Source organism: Arthrobacter sp. P1_C12_2 (assembly GCF_056406415.1).
The window spans coordinates 74,666-86,362 of sequence record NZ_JBFUAF010000006.1; the positions used below are offsets into that span (position 1 = coordinate 74,666).

Here is an 11,697-nt window from a genome sequence, read left to right on the forward strand (position 1 = left end):
CCAGCCTCCCGCCCGGCGCGGACCGGCCTCCGAGTGTGAAATAAAGCACTTCTACGCGTTGTAGAAGTGCTTTTTTTCGACTTAGCTGGGGAGAGGGGGCAGACTGGTATGCATGAGCCACACTTCTGCCGAATCTGTCACTAAAACCGGAATGTCAGCCCCCGGAGAATCAGTCGCCGGAGCATCGGCGCCCGAAGATTCAACTGAGCAGTTCTTCACCCTGTGGACCGTTTTCAAGCGGTCAGCGGAAATCCTGCGCGGCGCCGATGCGGCCGAGGACTTCGACGCCTTGATGAAAAGCCTCGCCGACGCCGGGGTTGTCCACCGCGGCAGCTACGACGTCTCGGCAATGCGGGCCGACGCGGACATCATGGTCTGGCTGCATGGTCCCAGGCCGGAAGCGCTGCAGCGGGCAGTGCGGGACATCCGGCGCAGCAAGCTGTTCGCAGGCACCGAGATCGTCTGGTCCGCCATGGGCGTGCACCGCGAGGCCGAGTTCGCCAAGAACCACACCCCGGCGTTCTCCCGCGGCGTGGAACCGGCAGAGTGGCTCTGCGTCTACCCCTTCGTCCGCTCCTACGAGTGGTACCTCCTCCCGGACGCCGAGCGCGGCGCCATGCTCCGCGACCACGGCATGCTGGGCCGCGACTTCCCCCAGGTCATTTCCAACACGGTGTCCTCCTTCGCCCTGGGCGATTGGGAATGGATCCTCGGACTGGAAGCACCCGACCTCGTGGACCTCGTGGACCTGATGCGCCACCTCCGGGCCACCGAAGCCCGGCACCATGTCCGCGAGGAAATCCCGTTCTACACCGGCCGCCGCGTCACCGCCGCCGAGATTGCCGAGGTCCTTGCATGAGTCCGCTGGATCCCCAGGAATCCGCCGCCTCCGTAACTGCCGTGAACACCGTCACCGAGGCCGGCCGGATGGCCCCCAAGGAGTACGACGCCGTGCTCCTCGCCTCGTTCGGCGGACCCGAAGGCCAGGAGGACGTCATCCCGTTCCTCCGCAACGTCACCCGCGGCCGCGGCATCCCCGACGAACGGCTCGAAGAGGTCTCGCACCACTACCGCGCCAACGGCGGCATCAGCCCCATCAACGGACAGAACCGTGAGCTCAAGGCCGGCCTCGAGGCCGAACTTGCCGCCCGCGGCATCGGGCTGCCGGTCTTCTGGGGCAACCGCAACTGGGACCCCTACATCCCGCAGACCCTGCAGGAGATCTACGACGCCGGCCACCGCAAGGTTCTCATGCTCACCACGAGCGCCTACTCCTGCTACTCCAGCTGCCGCCAGTACCGCGAGGACATCGGCATGGCGCTGACGGAAACCGGGCTCGACGGCAAGCTCGAGGTCGACAAGGTGCGCCAGTACTTCGACCACCCCGGCTTCGTGGAGCCCTTCATCGAGGGCACCGCCGCCGGCCTCGCCGACGTCCGCGCCCAGCTGGCCGCAGCCGGTTCCCCGGACGCCCCCGTGCACATCCTGTTCGCGACGCACTCCATCCCGACCCGGGACGCGGAGGCCGCCGGGCGGTCCGGGGACGAGCCCCGCACGTTCGAGGAAGACTCCGCCTACGCCGCGCAGCACCTCGCCTCCGGCACCGAGATCATCCGCCGGGTGGAAGCCGCGACGGGTCTGACCGCACCCTGGTCCCTCGTCTACCAGTCCCGCTCCGGCGCCCCGCATGTGCCTTGGCTCGAGCCGGACATCAACGACGCCATCGAGGAGCTCGCCGGCCAGGGCATCAAGGGCATCGTGATTGTGCCGCTGGGCTTTGTCAGCGACCACATGGAAGTGGTCTGGGACCTGGACACCGAGGCGCTCGAGACCTGCGCCCGGCTGGACCTGGCCGCCACCCGCGTTCCCACGCCCGGAACGCACCGCAAGTTTGTCGCCGGGCTCGTGGACCTCATCTGCGAGCGGACCGTCGCGAACAACATCACCGAGCGTCCGCACCTGACCAAGCTCGGTCCCTGGTACGACGTCTGCCGCCCCGGCTGCTGCGCGAACTTCCGCGGCGAAAAGCCCACCATCGCCGGAGCCGACACCACCGTCGGGACCGGACACGATCCCTACCCGGCCGCGCCCGTTTCTGCACGCACGGCTGCGGGCACGGCTGCTGTGGCGGGCCGGGGGACCCCATGACCGTCCGGATCGGCACCCGCGCCAGCAAACTGGCCCTGACCCAGACCCAGCAGACGGCCGACCAGCTGGCCGCCGTCGGCGGGTTCCCTGTCGAGCTCGTCCACATCCGGACCGACGGCGATGTCCTCAAAGGCTCGCTGTCCCAGATGGGCGGCACCGGCGTCTTCGTCGCCGCACTGCGCGACGCCCTGCTGCAGGGCACCTGCGATATCGCCGTGCATTCGCTCAAGGACCTCCCGACCGGCCCGGCCCTCGGCCTGAGCCTCGCGGCCACACCCAAACGAGTCGACGTCCGGGACGTGCTGTGCGCCCGCGATGGGCTGAAGCTCGCCGACCTGCCGGTCGGCGCGAGCGTCGGCACCGGCTCCCCGCGTCGCGCGGCCCAGCTCCGCGCCGTGCGTCCGGACCTGGACATCCGCGACATCCGCGGCAACGTGGACACCCGTCTGGGACGCGTCCCCGGACTGTCGGGCAACACCACCGACGCCGTCGTTGCGGGCAAGTCCGGCGACCTCGACGCCGTCATCCTCGCCGCCGCCGGACTGCACCGGATCGGCCGGCTCGACGTGGTCAGCGAGTACCTCGAGACGGACATCATGCTGCCTGCCGCCGGGCAGGGTGCCCTGGCGATCGAATGCCGCACCGCCGACGCTCCCCGCCGGGCCGGGTCCACGGAAGGCTCCCAGGGCGTGCTGGCGCAGGCCCTCGCGGCCCTCGATGATCAGGACACCCGGCTCGCCGTCACGGCCGAACGCGCTTTGTTGGCCCGTCTGGAGGCCGGATGCGCCGCCCCCGTGGGCGCCTACGCCTACCGCAAGGGCAGCATGCTGTACCTCGAAGCGGTGGTCTGCGCGGTCGACGGCACGGCAACCGTCCGCGACAAGAAGGCCACCGACGGCCTCACCGAGGTCGGGGCAACGCTGCTCGGAATCGAGCTGGCGGAAGTCCTGCTGGCCCGCGGCGCCGCCGACATCGCGGACCTCGCGGCTTCCTGAACCGCGGATTCCACCACTTCATGGGACGGCACAGCGACCATAACCACACGGGCGGGCCAGCCGGCATGAGGGTGCCGGACGGCGCCCGCGTGCTGGTGGCCCGCAGCCCGGACCGGGCGGGGGAGCTCGTCACGGCCCTCCGCCGTGTCGGTGCCGAGCCCTTGCTGTTGCCGCTGATCGACTTCGAGCAGGCGAGGGACCAGCACTCGCTCGACGTCGCGTTCGACGCCCTCGGCGCCGGGGCCTACACCTGGCTCGTGATCAGCAGCGTGACCACCGTCCAGGCTCTTGAGGCAAAGGCGGCCGAACGCGGCGCCTCCCTCAGCAGCTGGCTGCCCGGCAGCATCCTCGTGGCCACGATCGGCCCGGCGACCCGCAGTTTCCTGGAATCCCGGGGCATCAGCGTCGATCTTGCACCCACGGGCCAGCAATCCGGAACGGGCCTGCTCGACATCTGGCCACCGAACCAGGGCAGCGTGCTCCTGCCCCAGGCGGACATTGCCGACCCTCGGCTACGCAGGGGCCTCGAGGCCCGCGGTGCCGCCGTCCAGGCTGTCACCGCCTACAACACCGTCGACTACCCGGCCGATCCGCGCCGGGTCCTGCCCGCCTCCCCGCCGGTCCCGCCGCAAGGGACCGGTCCAGCAGGGCAGCACGCACCGCCGCCCGCCGTGCTCACCGCGGCCGAGGCGAAAGCGGAAATCGGTGCCGGCCGGCTGCACGCCGTCGTCGCCGCCTCGCCCAGCGCCGCCCGCCGCATCCACGCGGACCTCGCCCCGCTGGGCGACTGCCGTTTCGTCGCCATTGGACGCTCGACGGCGGCCGAGGCGGCCGCCCTCGGACTCACCGTCGACGCCGTCGCCGAAGAGCCGACGGCGTCCGGCCTGGTTGCCGCCGTCGTCCGGTCCCTTGACCGCCAACACACTCCACCTCATCCGTCAGTCGCAGAGCCCTCAGCAAAGGACACCATATGAGCTTCCCGACCCACCGCCCACGCCGGCTCCGCACCACCCCGGCCATGCGCCGGCTGACGGCCGAACACCGGCTCTCAGCCTCGGAGCTCATTCTGCCGGCCTTCATCCGCGAAGGCCTGACCGAGCCCAACCCGATCGCTTCGATGCCCGGCGTGCAGCAGCACACCACCGATTCGCTCAGGCGCGCCGCGGCGGAGGCCGTGCAGCTGGGCGTCGGCGGCATCGTGCTCTTCGGCGTCCCCGCGGTCCGGGACGCGCGCGGGACGGCGTCCCTGGACCCGGACGGCGTGCTGAACAAGGCCATCCGGGACGTCCGAGCCGAGGTCGGCGACGAACTCGTGGTCATGAGCGACGTGTGCCTCGACGAATTCACCGACCACGGCCACTGCGGCGTCCTGGACGCCAACGGCTACGTGGACAACGATGCGACCCTGGAGATCTACGGCCAGATGGCTGTCGCGCAGGCCGAGGCCGGCGCCCACGTCCTGGGCCCCTCGGGCATGATGGACGGCCAGGTCGCCGTGATCCGGCAGGCCTTGGAGGACGCCGGGCACGCCAACACCGCCATCGTGGCCTACGCCGCGAAATATGCCTCCGCGTTCTACGGCCCGTTCCGCGAGGCCGTCGACTCGCAGCTGACCGGCGACCGCCGCACGTACCAGATGGACGCCGCCAACCGCCGGGAAGCGATCCTCGAGGTCGACCTGGACCTGGCCGAAGGCGCCGACATGGTCATGGTGAAGCCTGCCATGAGCTACCTGGACATCCTCGCCGACGTCGCCGCCATGAGCCAGGTTCCCGTGGCCGCCTACCAGATTTCCGGCGAGTACTCGATGATCGAGGCCGCCGCCGCGAACGGCTGGATCGACCGCCGGGCCGCCATCACCGAGTCCGTCCTGGGCATCAAACGCGCCGGCGCCAACATGGTGCTGACCTACTGGGCGAGCGAGCTCGCCGGCTGGCTGAAGGAAACCCGATGAGCGCGGCCCCCGAGCCCCGGATATCGTTCCCCACGGCACCGGTCGGGCCCGACCGCATCCTTCTGGGCCTGAACACCTTCGGTGACGTCGGCGTCTTCCCGGACGGCCACCCCGTCCCGCACGCCCAGGTGCTGCGGCAGCTCCTGGAACAGGCCGAACTCGCGGACCAAGTCGGCCTGCACGCCTTCGCGGTGGGGGAGCACCACCGCCGTGACTTCGCGGTCTCCGCCCCGGAAGTCTTCCTGGCCGCGGCGGCCGCCCGGACCAAGAACATCCGGCTCGGCTCCGCCGTGACAGTGCTCAGCTCCGATGACCCAATCCGGGTCTTCCAGCGCTTCGCCACCGTGGATGCCATCTCCGGCGGCCGGGCCGAGGTCATGCTGGGCCGCGGGTCCTTCATCGAATCCTTCCCGCTGTTCGGCCTCGACCTGGCAGACTACGAGGTCCTCTTCGAGGAAAAGCTCGAGCTCTTCGACAAGGTCCGGGCGCAGAAACCGGTCCACTGGGAGGGGCGCACCCGGCCGGCCATCAGCGGCCTGAGCGTCTATCCGCCGCTGGAACACCACCTTCTGCCGACCTGGATCGGCGTGGGCGGCACCCCAGAGTCGGTGTTGCGCTGCGCCGAGTACGGCTACCCGATCATCTTCGCGATCATCGGCGGCCAGCCGCGGTCCTTCGCGCCCCTGGCCAACCTCTACCGCGAGGCCATGGCCAAGTACGGGCACCCGATGCAACAAATGGCCACGCATTCACCCGGCCACGTTGCCGCCACGGATGAGGAAGCCCGCGAGGAGTTCTTCCCGCACTGGCTCGAGCAGCGGAACCGGATCGGGGCCGAACGCGGCTGGGGACCGGCCAGCCGGGGCGAGTTCGACGCGATGTGCACCCCCGAGGGGGCCCTCTATGTCGGCTCGCCCGAAACCGTGGCCGCGAAGATCGCCCTGCTCAAGAAGAACCTGGGCGTGGACCGCTTTGACCTCAAGTACAGCAACGGCACCCTGCCGCACCCGGCCATGATGCGCTCCATCGAACTGTTCGGCACCGACGTGGCGCCCCGCGTGGCCGCGCTGCTGGCCGCGCACTGACCCGGCCGCGAACTGAAAGAATAGGAACCATGACTTCCAGCATGCCTCGCAACGAGGAACTCTTTGATCGTGCCCGCCAGCTGATGCCGGGCGGCGTGAACTCACCCGTGCGCGCCTTCGGCTCCGTGGGCGGGACGCCGCGGTTCATGGTGTCCGCCAAGGGTGCCTACCTGACCGACGCCGACGGTGCCAACTACGTCGACCTCGTCTGCTCCTGGGGCCCGGCGCTGCTGGGGCACGCCCATCCGGCGGTCCTCGCCGCCGTACACGCCGCCGTCGACCGCGGACTGTCCTTCGGCGCTTCCACGCCGGACGAGGCCAACCTCGCCGCCATCGTCAAGGAGCGCGTCCCGGCCGCCGAGCGCGTCCGGATGGTCTCCACCGGCACCGAGGCGACCATGACGGCCGTCCGGCTGGCCCGCGGCTTCACGGGCCGGAACCTCATCATCAAGTTCGCCGGCTGCTACCACGGCCACCTCGACGGCCTCCTCGCCGCCGCAGGCTCCGGCCTGGCGACCCTCGCGCTGCCCGGCTCGGCCGGCGTCACCGCCGCGACTGCTGCCGAGACGCTCGTGTTGCCCTACAACGACCTCGGCGCCGTCGAGGCCGCCTTCGCCAAGCACGGTGACAGCATTGCCGCCGTCATCACCGAAGCCGCTCCCGCCAACATGGGCGTGGTCACCCCCGGCGACGGCTTCAACGCCGGCCTGTCACGGATCACCCGCGAGCACGGCGCCCTGCTGATCCTCGACGAGGTCCTGACGGGCTTCCGCACCGGCTACTCCGGCTACTGGGGCCTGACCGGGGGTGCGGCCGATGCCGCCGAGCCGTGGACCCCGGACCTGCTGACGTTCGGGAAGGTGATTGGCGGCGGCATGCCGACGGCGGCCCTCGCCGGACGCGCTGAGGTCATGGATTACCTGGCGCCCCTGGGCCCGGTCTACCAGGCCGGGACATTGAGCGGTAACCCGGTGGCCATGGCCGCCGGGGTCGCGACCCTCACGCACGCCACCCCCGAGGTCTATTCGTTCGTGGACGCCCGCTCGCTGGAACTCTCCGCGGCGCTGTCCTCCGCACTCGACGCGGCCGGCGTGGACCATTCCATCCAGCGCGCCGGCAACCTGTTCTCGGTGGCCTTCGGCACGGGCGCCCGGGGCGTCCACAACTACGAGGACGCCCAGGGCCAGGAAGTGTTCCGCTACGCCCCGTTCTTCCACTCCATGCTGGACTCCGGCGTCTACCTGCCGCCGTCGGTCTTCGAAGCCTGGTTCCTCTCCGCCGCGCACGACGACACTGCAATGAACCGGATCTTCGATGCCCTGCCGGCCGCGGCGAAGGCGGCAGCCGCCGCGAAGGCCTAGGCTGCAGTCCTTAAACGACTGATGGCACCCGCAGCGGCGGGTGCCATCAGTCGTTAAGGCGGCCGTAGCGGCCGGGGATCTAGAGAACGTCGGAGAGGAACCCCTGCAGCCGTTCGGTCTCCGGGCTCGTAAAGATCTGTTCCGGCGGACCGGACTCCACCACGATGCCGCCGTCCATGAACGTGACGGTGTCCGAGACATTGCGGGAGAAGCCCATCTCGTGAGTCACCACCACCATGGTCATGCCGCCCTTGGCGAGATCGGCCATCAGCGCCAGAACGCCCTTGACGAGCTCCGGATCGAGGGCAGAGGTGGCCTCATCGAAGAACATCACCTCCGGCTTCATGGCCAGGGCGCGCGCAATGGCGACACGCTGCTGCTGGCCACCGGAGAGGTTGGCGGGGCGAGCGTCGGCCTTGTGCTTCAGCCCCACCAGGTCGAGCTGCTCGAGCGCTTCGGCCCGGGCCTGCTCGGCCGGCAGCTTGCGCAGCTTCCGCAGGGCGAGCGAGACGTTGTCCACCACGGTCTTGTGCGGGAACAGGTTGAACTGCTGGAACACCATGCCGATCCGCTGGCGCAGCTCGTCCGGGTTGTCCTTCAGGACCGAGCGGCCATCCAGCAGGATGTCGCCCTGATCCGGTTCGATCAGACGGTTCATGACCCGCAGAAGCGTGGACTTGCCCGAACCGGAGGGGCCAATCACCGAGGCGGTGGTGCCCTTCTCGACGTGCAGGTCGATGCCGCGGAGGACGTGGTTCGAGCCGAAGGACAGGTGCAGGTTCTTGCCGGTCAGCGAACCGGAGGCGAACTCGCTCATGGCTGTGCTCCCTTCCCGATCAGGGCCGCGGCGTCGTCAGGCTGACGTTTCTCCGGACGGCCGGTGCGCAGGCGGTTGTCGATGTAGTTGACCAAGTGGGTGAGCGGAACGGTCAGCAGCAGGTACATGAAGGCTGCGGCAACCAGCGGCGAAAGGTTCCCCGTGTTGGCCGCAGCGTCGTTACCGATGCGGAAGATCTCGCGCTCGCTGGCGAACAGGCCCAGTAGGTAGATCAGGGACGAGTCCTTGATCAGCGAAATGAACTGGTTGACCAGGGCCGGGAGCACGCGGCGGATGCCCTGCGGAATCACCACGAGGCGCATGGAGGAGCCATAGCTGAAACCCAGGGCCCGGGACGCCTCCAACTGGCCCTTTTCCACGCTCTGGATGCCTGAGCGGAAGATCTCGCCGATATAGGCCCCTGCCATAAGCGTCAGGGCGAAGATGGCGAGCGGGAACGGGTTCGTGGATCCGGTCGTTACCCGGACCAAGGGTCCGAGCCCGAGGCCGATGAGGAGGATGATCACAATAGCCGGGACTCCGCGGAAGATGTCCGTGTAGATCCGGGAGAGCCAACGCAGCGGCGTCAAGCGGGACGTGCCCATGATGGCCAGGATCATGCCCAGGATGCACCCGAGCACGCCCGAGGAGATCGCCAGGATCAGGGTGTTGGGCAGGCCGACCGTAATCATTTTCGGTAGGACGGCCGCCATCGCCTCCCAGTCAAAGAAGGTATTGACGAGTTGATCGAGTGCATCCATGGGCTAGGACTTCGGAACAGTGACGGCCTTGGATCCTGGGGACCACGTGGCCGGGGTCTCGCGGTCCGGGTACCATTCCTTGGTCAGCTTGGACCAGGTGCCGTCGGCAATCACGGCGTCGAGGCCGGAGTTCAGCGCGTCGATGAGCGGCTGGTTTTCCTTGTTCACGGCGTACGCGGTGAAGTTCTGGGTGTTCACAACCGACTCGGCGATGACCGTGCCGTCGCCTTCCTTGACCTGGCCGGTGGCCTGCTGGGACGGAGCGACCCAGGCGTCAACCTGTCCGTTCTTCAGGTTGGCGTAGGCGGTGTTGTAGTCCTCGAAGCGGACGGGCTCGATCTGGAGGGTGTTGGTGACGTAGTCATCCTGCACGGTGCCCTGGACCACGGCGATGCGGGTGTCCTTGGTCAGGTCCTTGAATCCCTTGATGTTGGAGTCCTTCTTGGCCACGACTGCCATGTAGCCGAAGTCGTAGCCGTTGGTGAACCCTACGGTCTTGCGGCGGGCGTCGGTGGTGGAAATCGAGGAGGAACCGAGGTCGAACTGCTTGTTCTGGACCTGGGCGAGCAGCGACGCGAAGCCGGTCGCCTTGAACTCCACCTTGAGGCCCAGCTTGTCCGCGATGGCACGCAGGAGCTCGTTGTCGTAGCCGGTGAATTTGCCGGACTGGTCGATGTAAATGTTCGGCGGGGCGTCAGAAAGGGTGCCCACCGTGAGCGTTCCATCGCTGATGAGACCGAGCTTGGACTTGTCGATCTTGTCCAAGGGAGTGACGTCCTTGGTGGTGTATTTGTCCAGGGATTTCTGGTCGCTGCCCTGGAGGGCATCCGTCGATGACGCCGTTGACTGTGCCGACCCGCCGCCGCACGCTGCAAGGGAGACCGCCACGGCGATGGCCACGGGAACGGTTGTCAGCCACTTCAAGGCTTTGCTTTTCATCACGCAATCACTTTCGTCTGAAATTCAGTGGGTCGCGGGAGGCTCATTGGGCCCCCGGCCGCTGGTTTGGGCGCCGGGTGGAGCAGACACGCCGCGAAAGATAATTGTGTCATCCGACGTGGGCGCCCATTCAATCCGAACAAATCAGGGCAGGCGGTGGCGTAATACGAACTATCTTCAGGATCCTGTGTGATCGACAGTGATCCTGATAGCGCCGGCGAGGCGGGGCGGAATCATCGGCGCCAGAGCGGGCGGCAGCTGGAAGCCCCGGGCAGTGTGAGCTCCGTCGCAATCACTGGAATTGCGCCCAGCGGGGGACTAGTTAAGCCGTTCGCCGGGGAACGTTTCGTTTTAAGAAGTGCTCCCGCACCGGCTTCCGGAGGTCCAGAAGCCCCGGCGTGCCGAATTCCTAGAAGTCGCCGCGGCTGGCGTCCTCGGGAGGCAGGACGGGCCAGTCGCCTTCGATCACGGCCGCCGGCTTCGTCTTGCGCAGGTAGCTTTGGAAATCCGCGGCCTGAGCCGAGGCCCATTCGACCTGGAGCTGGTGCAGATTGCCCGCCGGCATCCTGAGCTTGGGGAATTTTCCGGCCATGGCATCGAGCATCCGAAGGGTTGCCAGCGCATCGGCCGCGGAGGTGTGCGCGTTGTCCAGATTGACGCCGTACTCCTCACACAGGGCGGTGAGGGTGCGCTTGCCCTTGCGGTACCGGTCCACCTGTTTGTTCATGATGTACGGATCCAGCACGGGGAAGCGGCTCAACTGCGGGACGCCATAGCGGGCCGACTCGGCGGCGAGCACAGTGAAGTCGTAGCTGGCGTTGAAGGCGATGACCGGCACACCCGTGTCGAAGAGCTCCTGGAGCACGGCGGCGACCTCCCGCGTCACTTCCGCGGCGGGGCGGCCTTCGCTGCGGGCCTTCTCGGTGGTGACGCCGTGGATGTCGCTTGCCTCGGTGGGAATCTCAACGCCGGGGTCGGCGAGCCACTCGTGTTCCTGGACGATCCCGCCGTCAGCGTCCACCACGGTAATGGATGCTGTGACGATCCGCGCCGCGCGGGAGTTCCGCCCGGTGGTTTCAAGGTCGAAGGCTGCGCGGGGAAGGCTGTTCCAAGTGCTCATGCTTCAACGCTACCTGCTGCCTCCGACAGTTCTTGACCGCCGTGCCCGCGTGCCGTCCGGGCACGGTGACGAGGTCCGGAACGGCTAGGCTGGACCGATGCGGATGGAGTATGTGGAGGCGGTGCTGGAGCTCGTGGCGTTGATCCCGGCCGGCGCGGCGGTGGCCTATGGCGACGTTGCGGAACTCCTCGGCTCCGGCGGCCCGCGCCAGGTCGGTTCGGTCATGAGCCGCCATGGCAGCAGCGTGCCCTGGTGGCGCGTCCTGAAGTCCAGCGGGGACGCCCCGCCCGGCCTCGAGCACGAGGCCTTGGCGCTCTATCTGCAGGAGGGGACACCGCTGCTGGGCCGATACGACGACTTTCTCCGGACCGGCGAGGGACGCTGGCGCGTTGACCTGGCCTCCGGCCGATGGGCGCCCACCGACGCCGACTTCGACCGGATCGATGCCATCGCGGAGCGGCTCGAGCGGGAGTCGCATAAGTTGTCGGTACCCGATGATGAAATGACTGTGTGAGTA

General features: G+C 68.2%; 12 protein-coding genes. 8 read left to right on the top strand and 4 right to left on the bottom strand.

Features of this window, described 5'->3' with window-relative positions:
- Positions 1-112 precede the first annotated feature (112 nt).
- The 7 genes from hemQ to hemL are packed head-to-tail and all read left to right on the top strand — an operon-like array spanning position 113 to position 7,543.
- Positions 113-859 carry a hydrogen peroxide-dependent heme synthase gene (gene hemQ, locus AC1DZQ_RS08515; protein ID WP_476963109.1) on the top strand — a complete coding sequence of 249 codons (747 nt, stop codon included), beginning with the start codon at positions 113-115 and terminating at the stop codon, positions 857-859.
- Positions 856-2,148, top strand: a complete 1,293-nt coding sequence (locus tag AC1DZQ_RS08520; RefSeq protein ID WP_476963110.1) for a ferrochelatase — start codon at positions 856-858, stop codon at positions 2,146-2,148. Before hemQ ends, AC1DZQ_RS08520 begins: the two co-directional genes overlap by 4 nt.
- Positions 2,145-3,143, top strand: coding sequence for a hydroxymethylbilane synthase (gene hemC, locus AC1DZQ_RS08525; RefSeq protein ID WP_476963111.1), 999 nt, complete (start codon positions 2,145-2,147; stop codon positions 3,141-3,143). Before AC1DZQ_RS08520 ends, hemC begins: the two co-directional genes overlap by 4 nt.
- Before the next feature lie 20 nt (positions 3,144-3,163).
- Complete coding sequence (locus AC1DZQ_RS08530; protein ID WP_476963112.1) at positions 3,164-4,117, top strand: uroporphyrinogen-III synthase; 954 nt, start codon at positions 3,164-3,166, stop codon at positions 4,115-4,117.
- The gene (gene hemB, locus AC1DZQ_RS08535) at positions 4,114-5,097 is read left to right on the top strand and encodes a porphobilinogen synthase (RefSeq protein WP_476963113.1); all 984 of its coding nucleotides are present in this window, start codon (positions 4,114-4,116) and stop codon (positions 5,095-5,097) included. Before AC1DZQ_RS08530 ends, hemB begins: the two co-directional genes overlap by 4 nt.
- A complete protein-coding gene (locus AC1DZQ_RS08540; RefSeq protein WP_476963114.1) occupies positions 5,094-6,182 on the top strand; it encodes an LLM class flavin-dependent oxidoreductase in 1,089 nt (362 codons plus the stop codon). The genes hemB and AC1DZQ_RS08540 overlap by 4 nt, the downstream gene beginning before the upstream one ends.
- Before the next feature lie 29 nt (positions 6,183-6,211).
- The gene (gene hemL / locus AC1DZQ_RS08545; protein ID WP_476963115.1) at positions 6,212-7,543 is read left to right on the top strand and encodes a glutamate-1-semialdehyde 2,1-aminomutase; all 1,332 of its coding nucleotides are present in this window, start codon (positions 6,212-6,214) and stop codon (positions 7,541-7,543) included.
- A 79-nt stretch (positions 7,544-7,622) separates the two neighbouring features.
- Here the strand turns inward: hemL and AC1DZQ_RS08550 are convergent, their stop codons facing one another.
- The 4 genes from AC1DZQ_RS08550 to AC1DZQ_RS08565 form a co-directional block, all read right to left on the bottom strand.
- Positions 7,623-8,360 (bottom strand): amino acid ABC transporter ATP-binding protein, encoded by a 738-nt coding sequence (locus AC1DZQ_RS08550; RefSeq protein WP_476963116.1) that lies wholly within the window; start codon positions 8,358-8,360, stop codon positions 7,623-7,625.
- Entirely contained in the window at positions 8,357-9,121 is a 765-nt protein-coding gene (locus AC1DZQ_RS08555; protein WP_476963117.1) for an amino acid ABC transporter permease, read from the bottom strand. The genes AC1DZQ_RS08550 and AC1DZQ_RS08555 overlap by 4 nt, the downstream gene beginning before the upstream one ends.
- Before the next feature lie 3 nt (positions 9,122-9,124).
- On the bottom strand, positions 9,125-10,060 hold the full coding sequence (locus AC1DZQ_RS08560) for an ABC transporter substrate-binding protein (protein WP_476963222.1): 936 nt from the start codon (positions 10,058-10,060) through the stop codon (positions 9,125-9,127).
- Between the two features lie 409 nt (positions 10,061-10,469).
- Entirely contained in the window at positions 10,470-11,180 is a 711-nt protein-coding gene (locus AC1DZQ_RS08565) for an exonuclease domain-containing protein (protein WP_476963118.1), read from the bottom strand.
- A gap of 97 nt (positions 11,181-11,277) precedes the next feature.
- Between AC1DZQ_RS08565 and AC1DZQ_RS08570 the strand changes: the two genes are divergently transcribed.
- Complete coding sequence (locus AC1DZQ_RS08570) at positions 11,278-11,694, top strand: MGMT family protein (protein ID WP_476963119.1); 417 nt, start codon at positions 11,278-11,280, stop codon at positions 11,692-11,694.
- The last annotated feature ends 3 nt before the right edge of the window (positions 11,695-11,697 follow it).